Below are 17,969 nucleotides of genomic sequence, written 5' to 3'. Positions count from 1 at the left end.
GGCTACGGTTGTTCCGACGATGTGCGGAGCGGGGTGATGGAGGCTGCCACATCCCAGGTCAGCAGGAGCTGGCTGATCGCCGCGTCCAAGGTGGCATGCGGCACGCCATCGCGGGCCAGTATCGACACCCCTTGCAGGAAGCTGTCAAACACCGCGGCCATTACGGCTGCCTGAATGTGCGGCGGCAACTGGCCCAGCCGCACCGCGCGCTCCACACACGCCACTATCCCTGCGCGTGTGCGTAGCCGCGATTGCGTCAAGCCGTCGGCCACTCGCGCATTTTCCACGCTGGGCGCGCTCATCACGCCCAGCGCCACCATACAACCCTTGGGGTGCCCGTCTTCACACTGCATGCGCACCGACTGGCGCAGCGCCGTTTCGACGGCTTTGCGCGGCAGCAGGGCGTCGTCCCACAGGCATTCGGTGACCTGGGCGTAGGTCGCCAGGTAGCGCTGCACGCATTCTTCGAACAAGGCCTCCTTGGAGCCGAACGCCGCATAGAAACTCGGCGCGGAAATGCCGCCACCCAGGCCGGCCTTGAGCTGAGCAAGGGAAGTAGCGTCGTAGCCGTGCTGCCAGAACAGGTGCATGGCTTGTTCCACCGCGTGTTCGCGGTCGAAGGTGCGGGGGCGGCCCATCTGCGCCATGTGGGATCTCCGGTCAAGAATGAGATAGATACTAGTCGATACATAAGTCGTTGACAACGTGTGTCAGCTGCCCGCAACATCTATATCGATCAGTATCTAAGTACCCCTCAAGGAGTTTCCCGTGACCCCCTCACTGACCTTATCGGCCTCATCCGAGCGCCTGCCCGTCGGGGCTTTGCTGGCCTTGGCGATGACCGGATTTATCTGCATCGTCACCGAAACCCTGCCCGCCGGCCTGTTGCCGTTGATCGGCGAGGGCCTGGCGATTTCACCGTCGATGGCCGGGCAGATGGTCACCGCCTACGCACTGGGCTCGCTGCTGGCGGTGATCCCCATGACCATCGCCACCCGTGGCTGGCGCCGACGCAATGTGCTGTTGCTGACCATCGTCGGCTTTTTGCTGTTCAACTCCATCACCGCGCTGTCGTCCCACTATGGCGTGACCCTGGTGGCGCGTTTTTTCGCCGGTGTGGCGGCGGGGTTGGCCTGGAGCCTGCTCGCCGGATATGCCCGGCGCATGGTCGCACCGCACCAACAGGGTAAGGCGATGGCGTTGGCGATGGTCGGCACACCGATTGCGCTGTCGCTGGGCGTACCGCTGGGCACCTGGCTCGGCGGCTGGGTCGGCTGGCGCACCACCTTCGGGCTGATGTCGGCCGTCAGCCTGGTGCTGATTGCCTGGGTGCTGGTGAAAGTCCCGGACTACGCGCCCCAGCCTGCGCACCAACGCCAGTCGCTGCGCAGCGTGTTGACCACGCCGGGTGTGCGGCCGGTGCTGGCGGTGGTGATCACTTGGATGTTGGCCCACAACATTTTGTACACCTACATCGCCCCGTTCGTGGCGCCGGCGGGCTTGGCCGAGCGCGTGGACCTGGTATTGCTGGTGTTCGGGGTCGCGGCGTTAGCCGGGATCTGGATCGCCGCCAGGTGGGTCGAGCCCCTGCTGCGCAAAACCGTACTGGTGAGCCTGCTGACGTTCGCCGCGGTCAGCCTGGTGTTCGGCCTGTTGGGCAACCTGCCTGCGGTGGTTTACGTGGGCGTGGCGGTCTGGGGCCTGAGCTTCGGCGGTGCCGCGACCTTGCTGCAAACGGCCTTGGCGGATGCAGCGGGTGACGGCGCGGATGTGGCCTTGTCGCTGAACGTGGTGGCGTGGAACAGCGCGATTGCCGGCAGCGGTGTGGTCGGCGGGGTGTTGCTGGATCGCTGGGGCGCTGCAGCGTTTCCGTGGGCGATGCTCGGGTTGATCGGCGTGGCGCTGCTGATTGCCTGGGCGGCGCACGCGCATGCTTTCAAGCCGGGTGCGCGGGGTGCGGGCAAGCCGTCGGTGGCTGGGCATTAAGAATAATCCCAGGGGTGAATCGCCCGGCGTACGCAAGCTTTGCCTGTTTTTTCGGGTGATTCATGCCCCTCGGACCAAGGGCGCTTCGCTGACTTAACGTGTGGCGCTTGCGCGAGGAGGGAAGTAGACGGGGTAGTAGGTGAAGAGAAAAAACTCGAGAGGGTTATTGAGTATTGAAATCTCCCGACGGTTTTTGAGTATGTCCACGTTATCGTAGTTTTCGTAGGTTTCGCTCACCAGCATCGGCCCTTGAAGCGGTCCGTATTGCTGATTGCCACGTTCAAACTCGGCGGTAACGAGTTCCGGCGCTGGCGTCACGGTGACCGTGCCGATGAAGGCCTTGACCGGCTTGTTGATCAGCCTTTGGAAATCGGCGGCAAACGAGTTTTCGCTACCGTTGGCGGAGTAACACACGAGTAATCGAGTATTGTCGAATTGGGCAGGGTCGATGCCTTTGGCCAGCAAGTGAGCGTGCAGTTCGGCGGCGCTGTGCTCGGCTCCGTCGTAGAGGATAGTGGACGGACTGCCAGACACTCTTTCGCGCAGGCCAAGATCTCTGCCATGGGCGTTGATATTGAGGCGTGGTTTGCCTTTGTACTCATCGACAAAGGTAAACAGGTCGTCCTTGATCAATTTTGTTTCCTTCATGGCGCCTTTCATGACCATGAGGCGCGGGACGTTAGTCGAGCGGCCGGCTGTGCTGATCTCTACAGGCGCGCCCAATTGAACCGCAGTTTGCGACGCTGGGACCGGGGCGACAACGTTGTCCACCAACCGGCTTGTGTTGGTTGTCGGCCTTGCGGAGGGGACGCTGTTCGGCTCAGTCGATGATCGCGCCTTGAAATGCACCAATAAGGTCGCGAGGTTGAGCAACAGGTCGGTCAGGGCGGCCTCTTTGTTCGTTGTGTTATCGCCGCCCAGTGCCTCAACGTCCTGGAGGATGGCCTGGGCCTGCAGCAGCAGGCCAAGCGTGGCAGCGGGGCCACGCAGCGCCGGCAGCAGCGCATTGAGTAACAGGAAACCACCCTGCTTGAGCGATGCCCAGCGACTCTTTGCATCGGAGGTCGATTGTTGCTCAGCCAGGGTTATCAGGTTTCGAGCATTGGCTTCGTACAGGTGTTCCATCAATGTCCCTGCTTGCAGCGTCTGCTGTAGGCGGGTGTCCTCCGCCAGGGGGATGGTCTCGTTGAGCGGAACCGACCCCAGGTTGAAACCGAATAACACCAGATTGGGATGTTTGAAGCCATTGCCGCTGTAGAGCTGTCGCGTATGTTCGTCGGGCAGCCAGGCAAGGGTGTCGTTTTGCAGCTTGCCCTTTTTCTGTATGGCTTCCAGCAGTGCCTGGCGCGAAGGAAACTGCAGAAGCGGTGCGTCGGCGATCAGCGGGCGATACAGGATATGCGGGCCGGTTGCGCTGTCTTTGGGCTCGATCAGATAGGCACCTTCGACCCTGTCGATTTTCCCATTGGCTTTGTTATCGAAGGCCAGCGGGCGAATGGTGATGCCCTTGCCGTCAACGGTCCTGGGGCCGGGGCCTGGTTTGAAGATCTCTTGGATGTAGCGGAATCCCGTGGAGTTGAAACCGGATTCTCCCTTAATGCTCAGTTCCAGCGCCTTCATCTGTAGTTCGATGGGCACTTGTTGGGCGAACAGTGCCTGGCGCTCGGCTTTTTTGGTCGGATTATCGAGCAGTTTTTCCTTGAGCAACGCGGGGTAGGCCCTGCCGGTATCGAGGTTGTCGACCAGCGTCTTGAGCACCCGCTCTTTCTCCAGAGCGGGTACCCTGGTTTTGATTTCTACGCCGTTTTCCTTGAGTCCGGTCTTGAAGAAGACTTCTATCTGGCCATCCGGCAGGCCCGACAGATTATTGAGGAGCATGTCGGTCAGGCTCATCGTCTGGCGGTCGATACCGCCGGAACTCAGGGTCCCGTAGGGCACCTTGAAGACCACTTCCAAGTCTTTGGCAGCGTACTGCGTCAGTTTTTGGCGTTCGGGCAACCTGTCGAATTGCTCCTGCGCAAATGTACGGATGTCCTGGATATCTTGGTTATACGTGTGCCCATTGTTCCTCTGGATGAAGCTGGCCAGGCCGAGACTGAGTTCATGCATCACAAAACGTTCGGCTTCGCCGGCTTGACCCAGCCACTCGGGCAGTGTGGTTTTTGCTTGCGTCGCGGGCGGTGCGCCAATCAGTGGCGGGACGTTGGCCAGACTGTCACCTTGATGCTGTTTGATCAGGGTGTCGGCCTGTGCGTCGAACATATTGCCGGTCAGCGCCTCCAAGTGGCGCCTTTCGTTTGGCAACTCATCCCAGGCCTTGTACGGGGTAATTTTCCCACCAGGTTCCACTAGCAAGAGAATTTCGCGGTCGGGTTGCGACAAGCCGCGATGAATCAGCAAGTTCGGCGTGGAGCCGGGCAAGGCGTAGACGGTGGCGCCGGAGCTCATCGGGTCAGGCGGTGCGGGGCGCGTCGAGCCTTGGGGATGCCTCACGACCATGTTCACGGTTTTACGCTGCTCGTCGTCGAGCCCAGGTTGTTTCAGCCCAGCCTGTTGCAGGTTACTGCGCAGAATACGGCTGACCAGCGCGCGGTGACTGCCGGGGAAGACGGTGCCGGCATGGCTCGGCGTGCTGAAGGCGGGGCTGCTCCAGTATTCACGGGTGTCAGCGCTGAGGGCTTCCTTGAGTTGGCTCGGCAGTGCCCGTATGGCTGCGCTGAGGGCCGACAAATCGAGTGCTAGCGGGGCATCGGTTGGGTTGCCTGTGTGCGCCAACAAATCAGGGCGAGTATCAAACGCCCTATTGCTGCTGGTGAAGTCCGGGGCGTCGCCCTCAGTGAGGTAGTCCATGGCCAGCGTCATCAGTTGCGTTCGTTTGAACTGCCCCGGGTTCGCCGGATCAGGTATTGCAATGGCGAGTTGATTGACATCCACATCCGACCCTGGCGCGCTTGCTTTTATCGTGTCGCCGAGTAGTCGTGCGATCACTGTATGCAGCGTGGGTTCACCGGCGAACTGGCGGCTTGCAATAGCGGCCATCGGGTTGATAGTCGGGGGGAGGGGGGCAGACGTGCCTGGGATGGGCGGGCGTTGAGAAGGTGCAAGCAGTGTGGGGGTTTTCGCGATTTGAGCAGAAAGATCTGCTATCGCCTCCTGTTGCCGTTGGCGGATGTAGCTATAGGCCGGGAGGTTGAACTCTGGCGCTGTGGAGTCTGGTTCGCGCAGCGATTCGAACGTTCGGTTTTGGTTCTGCTGGAAGATTGAATAGAGATTTTCGCCGATTGTACCGTTGGTGCTCGCTGCGTAGAAGTCGCCTATCACATCGGCAGGTGCACTGTTTGCGTCGGTATAGTCAATGTTCAATTTGAGCGTCGGCGTGAGCGCTTGAGCGGCGGCGGTCACCGCTGCAGTAGCCTGCCACCAGCCGGGATCGTATTCAGAAAAGGTCGCAGGTTTGCCGTCGGCAATGCATTCAAGCTGCCATCCCGACTCGGTATTCAAGCGCAGGGTTGAAGTGTCGATCTTGTGTTCGCTGGCGAAACTCGCAAATGGCTCGTTGTGAATGGCGTGCGTCAGCTGGGCCCAGGCCATGCCGAACGTCGAGTGCGCGGGGATATCGGAAATAATTCTGGCAGCCGGCCTGCCTTGCCTTTGCCCTGGACCGAAAAGAGTTTGATCCTTCAGCGCCACGCTGTACTTGAATGAGAGAGCCTCATCGCCGCTTCTGATCAGTTCAGTTGCGACCTTTTTGATTTCCAGGCTCACCACGGCACCGGCCGTTTCGATACCTTCTTGAGTCCTGTAGGTTTTTTCGGATTGGTTGTCGGTGGGGGCAGGCGAATCGGAGAGTTTGCGGGTGTGTATTGGCTCGACTCGCATGAGGTTTTCTTCCATTGAAGTGTAAGTATTCTCTCCGTGGCGCCGATGGATGCGGGCGTTCCAGTCTGTGTTTTCAAGGACAATACAAATTACTTCAAAGAGCTGGCCTCTGCTTGGCACTAAGGTGACTTTAAAAGGTCAGTAATTCCATAAATATCATATAGTTGGCTTTACTAGCCTAAACCTGCCGCTTCACTCCTTTTCGAAGATTCAACTCATGTACCTACGCAACATTGCTGTCGGGCTCTCGGCCCTCGTTTTACTCTCCACCGCTGTAGATGCACGCAGCCTGGCCAACCCCTATACCCCCACGCAGCAACGCCGCTCATTTGAAGGTTGCGCCGACCTCTTCCCTGCCACGAAGCCGATCAGCACGGCCACCGTTGCGGCGGCGATGAAGCCCCTGGCCCTGTGTTCCGATACCTTTGCCGTGCTGTACTCGCAAACCAGCAAGACCCCGCTGGTGGTGGTTGAACGCTTGAACGCTGCGCAGCTGAAAGACGCCAAGGGCGAGGAGCGCACCAACCAGTTCTACCCCGACCCGCGCATCCCCAAGGCAGGCCGCGCGGAGCTGAGCGACTACCGCAGCCAGCACCCGGCCGTGGACCGTGGCCACCAGGCCCCGGCCGCCGATGCGCCGAATGCCCACGCCATGGCCCAATCCTTCGCGTTGTCGAACATGGTGCCGCAAGACCCTGCCAACAACCGCAAGATCTGGAGCAAGGTCGAGGCCGACGTGCGCAAGTTTGCCAAGCGCGCCGGCGGTGATGTGTATGTGTTTACCGGGCCGCTGTTCGACGCGGGCCACGGCACCGTCGGCGATAACCAGGTCTGGGTGCCGACGCGCCTGTTCAAGCTGGTGTACGACGCCAAAAGCCAGCGCGCCTGGGCCTACGTGCTGCCCAACGCCGAAACCCGCATCCAGAAACCCATGGACTACGACACGTTTGTGAAAAGCACCGGGCTCAAGCTGCTGGGCAATCTTCCGGTGTCGGGGTCGGTGGGGCGCACGTGAGCAAGCTGCGCGACTAGCCGGGTTTTCGGCTGGCAATTTCAGTCGGCACCAGGGAGCCGTGGAATATCCGGGTGTCGAAGCGGTAGCAGGCGTTGGCGTTTTTGCGCACGTAGCCTATCTCCGGCTGTGGCGGCCCGCAGTCGGAATACATCATCGAATCGAGCATGACCACAAAGCGTATGCCCGCGTCAGCGTGGAAGAATATAAACGTCGCGAGCATGAGCAGGGTGGCTGCGAACATCGGCCTCAGGCCAGGGAAGTACTCGGGTGCGGTGTGCTCTGCCGCGCTACCCGCTGAGTCCGGCGCTGTAAGGCGTGCACCGCGCGGTTGTGTAAAGGGCTCGCGGCACTTTTGGTAGGCACTGCGCAAGAACAGATAAAGGCTCACTACCATTAGCGAAACCGGCACGCTGAGTAGAAATCCGCCCACGATCGAGGCGTGCCTGAGGTAGTCGACTTCGATGCCCATGCTCGAATTGATGATTTTTTCGACCAGGATCTTGCAGATGTAAAAGACCACCACGGAGCCTGCGAACGAACTCGGCCACGCCCGAACGAAAGCGATGATCGTTGCCCGGTTGGACACCAGGTACACCGTGCTCGTACCAAACGCCGCCACATAAAGCAGGACGGTGGTGGTGTCGAAGCTGAACACGTTGGTGACCAGCCACAGGCAAGTGAACATGCCCGCCAGCTTCAATCCTGCCTTGATCCTTTCTGACATTGCCTGCTGCTTCCCGTAAGCCTGGTTAAATTGAGCCCGGCGCAAAGAGTACCCTCAACTGGGCGCGGCCAGCTAAAACCAATGCGCCGCCAATCATCGTCCTTTCAGGGTTTATACTTGCGCCCCTCGCCATCAACCCTTTCAAACGAACCGAGATACCCCATGAGCACCTCTCTTCCTATCGCCCCGGCGCGCAAGTCTGTCGCGCCGCTGGTGGCCTTTATTGTCCTGGTACTAGGCGCCCTGTTCCTGCAGAACAGCGTGGGCTCGCGCCAGGTGCTGTTGCTGGTGGTCGGCGCCGCGCTGGGCTTGACCCTCTACCATGCCGCGTTTGGTTTTACCTCGGCCTGGCGCGTGTTTATCAAGGATCGGCGTGGCGCCGGCCTGCGTGCGCAGATGGTCATGCTGGCCGTGGCGGTGCTGCTGTTTTTCCCGGCGCTGGGGGCGGGCACGCTGTTCGGGCAGCCGGTGGTCGGGCTGGTGGCGCCAGCGGGTGTGTCGGTGGTGTTCGGTGCGTTTATTTTCGGCATCGGCATGCAGTTGGGCGGCGGCTGTGCGTCGGGCACGCTGTTCACCGTGGGCGGCGGCAATGCGCGCATGCTGGTGACCTTGTTGTTTTTTATCTGCGGTTCGCTGATCGCCACTCACCACGTTGACTGGTGGTTCGCGCTGCCGGCGTTCCCGGCGGTGTCCATCGTCAAGAGTTTCGGCGTGGTGCCGGCCCTGGTCCTCAGCCTGGCGGTGTTCGGCGTGATCGCCGCAGTCACCGTGCGTTTGGAAAAGGCCCGGCATGGCCAGCTCGAAGCGGGCGTGACCAGCGAGCATCAGGGGCTGCGCCGCTTCCTGCGCGGGCCGTGGCCGCTGGTGTGGGGCGCGGTTGGCCTGGCTCTGCTCAACTACGCCACGCTGGCGCTGGCCGGGCGGCCATGGGGCATTACCTCGGCGTTCGCCTTGTGGGGCGCCAAAGTGGCGAGCGGCTTGGGCGTGGATGTTGCCAGCTGGGCGTTCTGGCAGATGCCGGGCAACGCCAAGGCCCTGGCGGCGCCAGTGTGGGAAGACATCACCAGCGTCATGGACATCGGCATCGTCCTCGGTGCGCTGCTGGCTGCTGGTCTGGCCGGGCGTTTCGCGCCGAGCCTCAAGATCCCGGCGCGCTCGCTGGTGGCGGCGGTGATCGGCGGGTTACTGCTGGGTTACGGCTCGCGCCTGGCGTACGGGTGCAACATCGGCGCGTATTTCAGCGGCATCGCCTCGGGCAGCCTGCATGGCTGGATGTGGTTGGTGGCAGCGTTTATCGGCAACAGCGTGGGCGTGCGTCTGCGGCCATTCTTCTTCGCGGGCGAGCGGCCGCAGGTGGCGTTGAGCGGTTGCTGAGGCAGGGTATGTCCGAATCCGTCCTCATGTGGTCCGGCGCGCGTCTGTCGCCAATGCGCTAGCGTGCCTACCATGGCTTGCATCCACCTAGCCAGGTGCAAGCCAGAGGACCAGCCATGAGCCACAAAGCCCTTATCGTTATCGATGCCCAGCATTCATTCCGCCATTCCACCTACTGGTCCGAAAACGACCTGCCGGCGTACCTGGAAAAACAGCAGGCACTCATCGACGGCTGTGTTCAACGCGGCATTGCGGTGATACAAGTCTTCCATGTTGAAGACCAGGGGCATTTTTCCATGGCATCCGGCAACGTCAGAACCTTGAGCGAATTGTCGATCAACCCGGAGCTGATCATTCACAAGCGCTTTCACAGCGCCTTCGCCGGCACGCCCCTGGCTGCGCGGCTCACGGAGCGTGGCGTGACCCATCTGATCATCAGCGGCATTCGCACCGAACAGTGCTGCGAGACCACCACCCGGCAGGCCTCGGACAGCGGCTTCAGCGTGGACTTTGTCAGCGAGGCGACGTTGACCTTCGCGATGTCGCATGCGCGCAGCGGCCGGGTCTACACCCCGGCCGAGATTCGCGAGCGCACAGAGCTGGTGTTGGAAGACCGTTTTGCGCGCATCGTCAGCGTCGCCCAGGCCTTGGAGGGGTGAGCGCGTGAGCCTGCCGGTGCTGTTCGTGTTGCTGCCCAACGCGCTGATGCTCGACCTGGCAGGCCCGGCCGAAGTGCTGCGCCTCGCCGCCCAGATCGAGGACGCCACGGCCATCGACTTCGACTTGCAGTACGTCAGCCCGGTGGCCGCCCTGCACACCTCCATCGGCCTGCCGCTGAGCGGGCTGGCGCCGCTTCCGCCGACCCTGGCGCCCGGCACCCTGGTGGTGTTGGTGGGGTCTACGATGAAGGTGACCCATGCGCAGCGCCAGGCATTCGACGCGGCCAGCGACCGGCTGACCGAGTGGCTGCAACGCGTGTTCGCCGCCTCGGGCGCGCGCTTGGTGTGCGTCTGCGCAGGCGCATTGAGCGCCGCCAGGGCCGGGTTGCTCGACGGCCGCCAATGCACCACCCATCACGCCTTGTGCGCGACCTTGCAGGCCATCGCGCCCAAGGCGCGGGTGTTGGAAAACCGGCTGTACGTCACCGATGGCCCGGTCAGTTGCAGCGCCGGCGTCACCGCAGGTATCGACCTGATGTTGCACCTGGTCGCCGAACTGGCCGGGCCGCGGCTGGCCTGCGCAATCGCACGGGATATGGTGGTGTATATGCGCCGCAGCGGCGCCGACCCGCAGCTGTCGCCGTGGATCGCTGGGCGCTATCACCTGCATCCAGCGGTGCATCGGGTGCAGGATGCGATCGCGGCGGCGCCGTGTGAGGCATGGACCGTGACCCGCATGGCCAGCCTGGCCTGCACCAGCAGTCGCCACCTGGCGCGACTGTTCCACGAGCATGTCGGTATCAGCCCGCTGGATTACCTGCACCAACTGCGTTTGGCGGTGGCCCGTGAGCTGCTGGCGGAGTCGACCCTGGACGTCGAAACGGTGGCCGAGCGCGCGGGCTTCGGCTCGGCGCGGCACCTGCGGCGTATCTGGGGGAAATTCGAAGCGGGGACGCCTTCAGCTGGACGCGTCCGTGCCAGTGGTTGAGGGCTGATCGGCCTCAGCCTCAAGCTTTGCGCGGTCAGCCTTGCTGATGTATTTGTCTTTGCTTTTGGGCGCCAATTTGGCGCTGGCCTTCTTGGCCTTGGCCTTGAAGAGCTGCTGGAGTTTTTTCTGGCGGTTCATGAGGTTTTACCTGGGGGGTGCAGGCGCGGATGATACCAGCTGGGTCGCGTTTTAGCGCCGGTCCGTGCAGCGAAACGCCACTGATCGTACGGGCTCCAGCGCCCACGCCAAGCGCCCGACAAGCGTTCCTGCTCGCGCCTCTGGGCCCTGCCGGCTGGCGATGAAGGCCCCGTGAACCGTCGTTGCCCTCATCGCATTCAGCCGGGGTTAACCGGGCTGGGCTGCCAGGTTGTTACTGATATTACGGCCCAGCACCAGCACGGTCACAAACCCACAACCCACCAACGCCGTGGCCAGGCTCAGCAGCACCGCGCTGCCCAGTTGGTCGACGATCTGCCCGCCAAAGAACGAACCCAGCGCAATAATCACCTGGAACAGGGCGACGAACAGCGGCATGCCGCGTTCGACATCCTTGGGCGCGACGACAAACATCCAGATACTGGCGCAGGCCGGGAAGGCGCCGAAAGCAAAGCCCCAGAGTGCGATCAGCATCGCGGCGCCGGTCATGCCCGTGGCGAAATGGGGGAACAGGGCGGTGCTGGTGCCGATCATCAAGGCGACCAGCAGCAAGGTGTGGCGCACGCTGCGGTTGGCGGCGAAACCGGCAAACACATTGCCCATCACCCCGGCCACGCCGTACAGCAGCAACAGTGAGCCAATGGTCGGGCCGTCGAAGCCCGAACTGTTTTTGAAGAACGGCGCGACATAGGTGTAAGCGGCAAAGTGCGCCAGGCCGATCAACAAGACGGCGATCAACCCGACCCGCGCTTGCGGGTTGATAAACAAGGCTGGCAGATCACGGATGTGAATGGCTTTTTCCGGTTTGAGCTGCGGCAGCAGGAAGACCTGTGCCAGCAGCACCGGTATGCCCACCAGCGCGGTGACCAGAAAGGTCATGCGCCAGCCCATCAACCCACTCAGCCAGGTGCCGACCGGCACGCCCAGTACAGTGGCGAGGGTGACGCCCATCATGATGATCGACGTGGCCTTCGCTACGCCCACGCCCTGGGGGGCCAGGCGGCCACTGAGGGCGATGGCCGTCGCCCAGAAACCGCCGATGCTGATGCCCAGCAGTACGCGGCCGAACAGCAGCAGGTTGAAGTCACTGGCAAATGCCACCACCGAGTTGGCGATGATCATGATCAGCGTCAGGCCGATCAGCAGGTAGCGACGGTCCATGGCGCCAATGCTCACCGACAGCAATGGCGCGGCGAGGGCCGCCATGATGCCGGGCAGGGTCACCATCAGCCCGGCGTGGCCGGCACTGATGCCGAGGTCGCTGGCGACGTCGTTGAGCACACCCACCGGCAGAAACTCGCTGGTCACCAGGGCGAACGCGCCCACGGCAACCGAGAGAATTGCCAACCACTGTTGTTTGACACTTTGTTGATTATGTTCAGGGCGGCCGCTGGGGGCCTGGCTGACGCTTGGCATGGTGTTGGGTTCCATGAGGAATGCCGCCTGAAACCAGGCGGCAGGGAAGAAAGGGGAGGCGATTATAGGAATCGGTGTAGCAGAGCCCATAGGCGAGCGGTTCGATAGTAATCATCAGTGCTATCGATGCGTTGCCCTAGTCACCGGCTAACGCTGCGACCACGTCCCTGGCTACCTCAATAAACGCCCGCGCCGCCGCCGACGGGTAAGCGCCTTTGCGCTGCATCATTACTGCGGTGCGTTGCAACCGCTGCGGCCCCAACTCGATCGCCACCAACGCCGGGTGCGCGCGCGCGATGGCGGCGGGCAGCAGGGTCGACAGCGTGGTCCTGCGCACCACTTCAAGCAGCGCACCGATCACATTCGCCTCCATCACCACGTGCGGGCGGATGCCATGCTGGTTGCAGTAGCGGTCAATCTGCTCGCGGGTGGCGAATTCCTTGCTGAGCAAAATCAGCGATTCGCCATTCAATGCCTCCAGCCCGATTGCCCGCGCCTGCGCCAGCGGATGCTGCCTGCCCACCACCAGCGCGAGGGTTTCCACCAGCAGTACAGAGGCGTCGATGTCGTGGGCGTGCGCTTGATCAAACGCGATGCCTACGTCCAGTTCGTCGGCCAGCAGGTGGCTCTCCATCTGTTCCTGGGCGACTTCACGCACCGTCAACCGGATGTTCGGATAGCGACCGTGAAAAGCCTCGACCAACGGCCCGACCAGGTAGGTGGTGAACGTGGGGGTGACCGCGATGCGTAATGTGCCCCGGCTCAAATCGCTCACGTCATGGATCGCCCGCTGGCCTGCCTGCAGGGCCTGAGACGCCTGCAACGCATGGCGCAGGTACACCTCACCGGCGTCGGTCAGACGTGTCGTGCGCCCAGAGCGGTCGAACAGCTGCGCGCCGAGGCTCTCCTCGAGTTGGCGCACTTGCTGGGACAGCGCCGGTTGCGAGACATGCAGGGCCGCCGCCGCTTTGGTGAAACCCTGGTGCTCTGCCACGGCCAGGAAGTACTGAATGTGTCGGGCCAGCATGGTTGTATCCATAAGATTATCTGATGCGGTTGATCATATATCAGACTTTTACCTTATGTGTTCGGCTGCGTACCTTGGCGTCATCGCCTCGCGATTCCAAGGAGCCACGCCATGCAAGACATCATCGACGGTTTTCTCAAGTTTCAGCGCACTGCCTTCCCCGAACGCGCGGGCCTGTTCAAAGGCCTGGCCAACCAGCAGAGCCCGCGGGCGCTGTTCATCTCCTGCTCCGACAGCCGGCTGGTGCCTGAGCTGGTCACGCAGCGCGAGCCGGGCGATCTGTTCGTGATCCGCAACGCCGGCAATATCGTGCCCTCCTACGGGCCGGAGCCGGGCGGGGTATCGGCCTCGGTGGAGTATGCGGTGGCGGCCTTGCAGGTCAGCGACATCGTGATCTGCGGGCATTCCGATTGCGGCGCCATGACCGCCATCGCCACCTGCGCCTGCCTGGACCACATGCCCGCCGTGGCCGGCTGGTTGCGCTATGCCGACTCCGGCCGCGTAGTCAACGAAGCCCGTCAGCACCCGAACCCCCAGGCCAAGGTGGCGTCGATGGTGCGCGAAAACGTCATCGCGCAATTGGCCAACCTGCAGACACACCCCTCGGTGCGCCTGGCGCTCGAAGAGCAACGCGTGACGCTGCACGGCTGGGTCTACGACATCGAAAGTGGCTGCATCCAGGCGTTCGATGGCCGCAGCGGCCAGTTCGTAGCCCTGGCCGCAAACCCGAGCGTACGCGCCGTATAAAACCCACCCGCCCGAATCGAAGAGCAATGCAAATCCCTGACAGATGCGCTCTTGTGGCGAGCGGGCTTGCCCGCGCTGGGCTGTGAAGCGGCCCCAGAACCACACGCTGAGTTACTTCAGGAAAAACCGCAGTGCCTTTCGAGGGCCCGCTGCGCACCCCAACGCGGGCAAGCCCGCTCGCCACAGGGCACAGTCTGTGCTTTTAAACCTGTGTTACGCCTATTTTTACCCACGGAGATAACCCCCATTATCCACTCGCAAATCAGCCAGACCACGCGCCTTGCCCTGACCGACATCATCCTGTTGGCCAAGGCCCGCAAAGACCTGTCATTCGCCCAGATCGCCCAAGGCACCGGCCTGCACGAAGCCTTCGTCACCGCCGCCTTGCTCGGCCAGCACCCACTGCCCGCCAGCGCCGCCCAGGCGGTGGCCGACACCCTGGGCCTGGATGCCGACGCCGTGGCGCTGCTGCAAACCATTCCGCTGCGCGGCAGCCTCGGCAATGGCATCCCGACCGACCCGACGGTATACCGTTTCTACGAAATGCTGCAGGTCTACGGCACCACGCTCAAGGCGCTGGTACACGAAAAATTCGGCGACGGCATCATCAGCGCAATCAACTTCAAGCTCGATATCAAGAAGGTCGAGGACCCGGAAGGAGGCTCGCGCGCGGTGATTACCCTGGATGGCAAATACCTGCCGACCAAGCCGTTCTGAGTCAGCGGTAAAAAGGCCCGGCGCTGTGAGGCGGCCGGGCCACTTTTTTTTCAAGGATGGGTTGTCCACCCCAAAAACGCCGTGATCAACCCTACCACTTGTTGTTGAATCTGCGCCCGGGGCCGCGCGCCTTCACCGTCCCGGCAAATCATGCCATCGCCCGGCGAGCTTTCTTCGATCAACGCCACCGCGCCGGGTTTGCACATCGACATAAAGCTGAAGTGGGTGGCGTCGCGGATCTCGACATAGGTGGTGGAGGCTGTGGGCAGGCGCTTGACCATGTCTGCCGACTCCAATTCAGGCGCCATATCCTCGCTTGGCACGCCGCCCGCAATCACCAGCGCCGGCACTGGCAAGGCGGCCAGGCTGGCGTTGGTGAAGCCGCGCGACAGGCCCAGGTCCAGCGACACAATGGCGCGCACGCGTGTGTCGCTCAGGTCAGCCGCCAGTTTGGCTTTGCCCTCCGGGGTGCCGGCGGGGTTCATCTCGTGATAGCCGATGCACCCGCCCAGCTTGGGGTGGACGCTGCAGTCCTTGGCGAACAGGTCCGGGTCGAAGCGCGCGCCGGCGATTTCCAGCACGGTCCAGCCGCCCAGGGAGTGGCCGATTGCAGCAATCCGCTGCGGCGCAACTGCGCCAAATGACGCGGGCTGAGCCAGCACCGCGTCGATGGCCCGGCTCAGGTCGGCCGGGCGCTGCCATAACTGCGCGGCCGCCAGCGGGCTGCGGTCTTTGGTGGTGGTGCCGGGGTGGTTCACCGCCGCCACGATATAACCCTGATGGGCCAACGCACTGGCCAGCCACGCCTGTTTGCCCCAATTGCCGCCGTAACCGTGGGAGAGCACCACCAGGGGATGTTCACCACGGGCCGCTGGCGCATTGGGCACGGCGAGCGCGCCGATAAACACCACGTTGTTGGCGATCAACTCGGGGGTGGCAGACGTGGCCGCGGCGGGGTACCAGACGCTCAGCTCCAGCGGGCGCTGGTGGTTCGCGTCGGGCAGGGTCGTGGTCTGGAAGCCGATAGGGCTTTGGACGGCAAAGGCGGGTGCTGTCAGGCAGAGCAGAAACAGGCAGGCGAGGGTGTTCTTCATTGTTTTTATCGTCCTTGATAGAGGTGGCGCATCATGCACTGAATCGCCCGTTCAGTGCCATGTGCGCCGCGCCAGCTTCTGCTCGGCCGTGCCCCTGTTAACGCCTACGCGTGGGTCAGCCCCGTTAACGTATCCGCGATGGTCTTGGTGCGCTGCGCCGTGCCCTCGGTCGCGCGGCTTGACGCCTCCAGCGCATCGAGCATTTCACGCAGCGCGCCGACGCCGGTGGACTGGTCTTCGATCTGCTGGGCGACGCGCTGGATCTCGCTGGACAGCAAGTCGATATCCACGCCGATTTCCGCAGCATTCTTGCGCGTGATCTCTGCCAGCTTACGCACCTCGTCCGCCACCACCGCAAAGCCGCGGCCCAGGTCGCCCGCGCGGGCCGCTTCGATGGCGGCGTTGAGCGCCAGCAGGTTGGTCTGCCCGGCGATCTGCTGGATCACCTGCACAATCGACTGGATACGCAAACTCGAACCGGCCAACGTGCGTGCACCTTCCACCGCAACGTCCGCCTGGCTCGACAGCCCTTCCACCGTGGCCCCGGCCTGGGCAGACACGTTGTTCTGCCGGTCAATGGTGCCCACCAGGTCATCCATCGACGCATGCAACTCACCGGAGTAATGCTTGAGCTGCGCAGCGATGTCCTCCTGCTGACGCTCGGCCTGGGCCAGCACCTGGCCCAGGTCCGCCAGGCCTTCGAACACCGGCAGGATATTGCGATCCAGCCCACGCGTGTTCAGGGTGGTGCTGAAGTCATTGTTCTTGAACGCGGCAATCTGCTTGACCACTACATGGTTCAAGCCCGCGAGCTTCTTGACTTGGCGGCGCAGGAAAAACGCCTTGAACTCGCCGTAGTGGGCGATGAAATTGTCCACATACTCATCACTGAAGCTTGCGCCCTTGGCCACGCGGAAGAAGAAAATCGCCGTGAGCGTCTGGTTCAGGTTCAACCCCAGAATTTCACCAAAGGTCGAAAACCCGGCCAGCGGCACATCGCCAAAGGTGCCGGCCATGCTGCCCAGCTCGGCAGCGTTGTTCAGGCGGCGCAAAATGCAGTCATTCAAGATACCCGCCACCGGCTGGCCGCCCTTGCCGCGCAAGAACTGCTCGTAGTCCAGGCGCGTGGCCTCACGCAGCGGCGTACGCCGCACCATCACCAACTCCTCGCCCGGCGCCACGTCGCAAAACAGCTGCACGATCTGCTGCTCGAAATCGATACGCGCGATGGACCGTACAAACAACTCACTGCCCACCCGGATCGCAAACGAGTAATCCGCCAGCTTCGACTCCAGCGCCTGGGGCGCGCAATTGAACGCCTCACACAGCGCCTGCACCATGCTCTTGATATTGCCGGCGCTGTCGATCACCTGGTCAATGGTGCGGTCCTCCACCGAAGCGGTCAGCACACTGAACGTCAGATCCGCCGGCTTGAAGTTCTGGCTTTTGAACACCCCGAACCGCACCTGCGCCGCCGTCTTCAAGAACACAATCTGGGCATGGTTCTGATAACTGCGCTGACCGTCATGGATCAGCGTCTTCTGGAAATCCGCCTTGCCCCCGGCCGACCCGCCCACAAACAAACACGGAAAACGCCCCGACTCATACAGCGCCTCCATGAAGAACGACTCCGACGCCGACAACCCATCGAACACCACATACGCCAGCGTATCGCGATGATCAATCGAGGTCCGCACCTGCACCCGCTTGATATTGCCCACCAACTTGGCAATCCGCTCCTGCATTCCCAGGCGCTTGCCGCCACTGCGAATGTCCTCACACTCCAGCGGCACCATCACCACCTCGGCCGAGGCGATCACACTGTCGTCAAACAGCTGCAACACCATCCGATCCCAACGCTCGCCCGTGGCGCAATACAGCGAACTGGCAGCGTTGCACAACTCACCGGAGGTGGTGCACAGGCTGATGGTGGCTTGCGCAAAACGCCGCTTGAGCTTGCCCGCGATTGCGTCGATATCGAGGTGAGGGGAGATAAAGCCCGTGATCAGGGTGGGCGTGATGCGCAGCGCGGCGAGAGCAGCGTCCAGCTCATTGGCGGTGCAGGTGAGGGTAGAGGTGCCTTGACGAGCAGCCCGGGGTTTTTTGAGAAACGAGAGTGGGTTCATGGTGGGGGCTCGAGAGAGTGCGCGCGCGAGGAGGGAGGCGTTTGGATAGTCAGGTTATCAG

Annotated in this window: 15 protein-coding genes and 1 pseudogene; 7 read left to right on the top strand and 9 right to left on the bottom strand. The window is 62.4% G+C overall.

From position 1 onward, the window contains the following. Positions 1-2: 2 nt before the first annotated feature. Complete coding sequence (locus GIW02_RS24795; RefSeq protein WP_236419337.1) at positions 3-647, bottom strand: TetR/AcrR family transcriptional regulator; 645 nt, start codon at positions 645-647, stop codon at positions 3-5. 121 nt (positions 648-768) lie between these two features. On the opposite strand from GIW02_RS24795, the gene GIW02_RS24790 reads away from it, so the two are divergent. Further along, on the top strand, positions 769-1,986 hold the full coding sequence (locus GIW02_RS24790) for an MFS transporter (RefSeq protein ID WP_236419338.1): 1,218 nt from the start codon (positions 769-771) through the stop codon (positions 1,984-1,986). Positions 1,987-2,079: 93 nt separating this feature from the next. Here the strand turns inward: GIW02_RS24790 and GIW02_RS24785 are convergent, their stop codons facing one another. Further along, positions 2,080-5,880, bottom strand: coding sequence for a DUF6543 domain-containing protein (locus GIW02_RS24785; RefSeq protein WP_236422147.1), 3,801 nt, complete (start codon positions 5,878-5,880; stop codon positions 2,080-2,082). Between the two features lie 202 nt (positions 5,881-6,082). Here GIW02_RS24785 and GIW02_RS24780 point away from each other — a divergent pair, with 202 nt between their 5' ends. Next, on the top strand, positions 6,083-6,880 hold the full coding sequence (locus GIW02_RS24780; RefSeq protein ID WP_236418183.1) for a DNA/RNA non-specific endonuclease: 798 nt from the start codon (positions 6,083-6,085) through the stop codon (positions 6,878-6,880). Positions 6,881-6,893: 13 nt separating this feature from the next. On the opposite strand, the gene GIW02_RS24775 is transcribed toward GIW02_RS24780, so the two are convergent. After that, positions 6,894-7,604 carry a hypothetical protein gene (locus GIW02_RS24775; RefSeq protein ID WP_236418184.1) on the bottom strand — a complete coding sequence of 237 codons (711 nt, stop codon included), beginning with the start codon at positions 7,602-7,604 and terminating at the stop codon, positions 6,894-6,896. Positions 7,605-7,766: 162 nt separating this feature from the next. Between GIW02_RS24775 and GIW02_RS24770 the strand changes: the two genes are divergently transcribed. From GIW02_RS24770 to GIW02_RS24760, 3 genes are all read left to right on the top strand, one after another. Continuing rightward, a complete protein-coding gene (locus GIW02_RS24770; RefSeq protein ID WP_236418185.1) occupies positions 7,767-8,978 on the top strand; it encodes a YeeE/YedE family protein in 1,212 nt (403 codons plus the stop codon). Between the two features lie 116 nt (positions 8,979-9,094). Next, positions 9,095-9,637 carry an isochorismatase family protein gene (locus GIW02_RS24765; RefSeq protein WP_236418186.1) on the top strand — a complete coding sequence of 181 codons (543 nt, stop codon included), beginning with the start codon at positions 9,095-9,097 and terminating at the stop codon, positions 9,635-9,637. Between the two features lie 4 nt (positions 9,638-9,641). After that, the gene (locus tag GIW02_RS24760; RefSeq protein ID WP_236418187.1) at positions 9,642-10,625 is read left to right on the top strand and encodes a helix-turn-helix domain-containing protein; all 984 of its coding nucleotides are present in this window, start codon (positions 9,642-9,644) and stop codon (positions 10,623-10,625) included. Here the strand turns inward: GIW02_RS24760 and GIW02_RS24755 are convergent. From GIW02_RS24755 to cynR, 3 genes are all read right to left on the bottom strand, one after another. Beyond that, on the bottom strand, positions 10,596-10,763 hold the full coding sequence (locus tag GIW02_RS24755) for a DUF2986 domain-containing protein (protein ID WP_236418188.1): 168 nt from the start codon (positions 10,761-10,763) through the stop codon (positions 10,596-10,598). The genes GIW02_RS24760 and GIW02_RS24755 overlap by 30 nt on opposite strands. Positions 10,764-10,970: 207 nt before the next feature. After that, a complete protein-coding gene (locus GIW02_RS24750; RefSeq protein WP_236418197.1) occupies positions 10,971-12,197 on the bottom strand; it encodes an MFS transporter in 1,227 nt (408 codons plus the stop codon). Between the two features lie 136 nt (positions 12,198-12,333). Then, positions 12,334-13,224, bottom strand: coding sequence for a transcriptional regulator CynR (gene cynR / locus GIW02_RS24745; protein WP_236418190.1), 891 nt, complete (start codon positions 13,222-13,224; stop codon positions 12,334-12,336). 111 nt (positions 13,225-13,335) lie between these two features. Between cynR and GIW02_RS24740 the strand changes: the two genes are divergently transcribed. Continuing rightward, positions 13,336-13,971 carry a carbonic anhydrase gene (locus tag GIW02_RS24740; RefSeq protein WP_236418192.1) on the top strand — a complete coding sequence of 212 codons (636 nt, stop codon included), beginning with the start codon at positions 13,336-13,338 and terminating at the stop codon, positions 13,969-13,971. 246 nt (positions 13,972-14,217) lie between these two features. Then, a complete protein-coding gene (gene cynS / locus GIW02_RS24735) occupies positions 14,218-14,688 on the top strand; it encodes a cyanase (RefSeq protein ID WP_236418198.1) in 471 nt (156 codons plus the stop codon). Between the two features lie 50 nt (positions 14,689-14,738). Here the strand turns inward: cynS and GIW02_RS24730 are convergent, their stop codons facing one another. From GIW02_RS24730 to GIW02_RS27070, 3 genes and pseudogenes are all read right to left on the bottom strand, one after another. Beyond that, positions 14,739-15,782, bottom strand: a complete 1,044-nt coding sequence (locus tag GIW02_RS24730) for an alpha/beta fold hydrolase (RefSeq protein WP_236418194.1) — start codon at positions 15,780-15,782, stop codon at positions 14,739-14,741. A gap of 104 nt (positions 15,783-15,886) precedes the next feature. Next, complete coding sequence (locus tag GIW02_RS27075) at positions 15,887-16,381, bottom strand: methyl-accepting chemotaxis protein (RefSeq protein ID WP_268935617.1); 495 nt, start codon at positions 16,379-16,381, stop codon at positions 15,887-15,889. A 372-nt stretch (positions 16,382-16,753) separates the two neighbouring features. Further along, positions 16,754-17,908: pseudogene (locus GIW02_RS27070) on the bottom strand (FIST signal transduction protein); the annotation flags it as partial. Positions 17,909-17,969 lie beyond the last annotated feature (61 nt).

It is taken from the genome of Pseudomonas syringae (assembly GCF_021606685.1).
Taxonomy (GTDB): Bacteria; Pseudomonadota; Gammaproteobacteria; order Pseudomonadales; family Pseudomonadaceae; genus Aquipseudomonas; species Aquipseudomonas syringae_R.
This window is presented reverse-complemented; position numbering and strand designations above follow the sequence as displayed.

Excerpts from the sequence above, each read along its gene's own strand:
- GIW02_RS24795 (WP_236419337.1), bottom strand. The coding sequence starts at position 647 with ATGGCGCAGATGGGCCGCCCCCGCACCTTCGACCGCGAACACGCGGTG.
- GIW02_RS24785 (WP_236422147.1), bottom strand. The coding sequence starts at position 5,880 with ATGGAAGAAAACCTCATGCGAGTCGAGCCAATACACACCCGCAAACTC.
- GIW02_RS24780 (WP_236418183.1), top strand. The coding sequence starts at position 6,083 with ATGTACCTACGCAACATTGCTGTCGGGCTCTCGGCCCTCGTTTTACTC.
- GIW02_RS24775 (WP_236418184.1), bottom strand. The coding sequence starts at position 7,604 with ATGTCAGAAAGGATCAAGGCAGGATTGAAGCTGGCGGGCATGTTCACT.
- GIW02_RS24770 (WP_236418185.1), top strand. The coding sequence starts at position 7,767 with ATGAGCACCTCTCTTCCTATCGCCCCGGCGCGCAAGTCTGTCGCGCCG.
- GIW02_RS24765 (WP_236418186.1), top strand. The coding sequence starts at position 9,095 with ATGAGCCACAAAGCCCTTATCGTTATCGATGCCCAGCATTCATTCCGC.
- GIW02_RS24755 (WP_236418188.1), bottom strand. The coding sequence starts at position 10,763 with ATGAACCGCCAGAAAAAACTCCAGCAGCTCTTCAAGGCCAAGGCCAAG.
- GIW02_RS24750 (WP_236418197.1), bottom strand. The coding sequence starts at position 12,197 with ATGCCAAGCGTCAGCCAGGCCCCCAGCGGCCGCCCTGAACATAATCAA.
- cynR (WP_236418190.1), bottom strand. The coding sequence starts at position 13,224 with ATGCTGGCCCGACACATTCAGTACTTCCTGGCCGTGGCAGAGCACCAG.
- GIW02_RS24740 (WP_236418192.1), top strand. The coding sequence starts at position 13,336 with ATGCAAGACATCATCGACGGTTTTCTCAAGTTTCAGCGCACTGCCTTC.
- GIW02_RS24730 (WP_236418194.1), bottom strand. The coding sequence starts at position 15,782 with ATGAAGAACACCCTCGCCTGCCTGTTTCTGCTCTGCCTGACAGCACCC.
- GIW02_RS27075 (WP_268935617.1), bottom strand. The coding sequence starts at position 16,381 with ATGGATGACCTGGTGGGCACCATTGACCGGCAGAACAACGTGTCTGCC.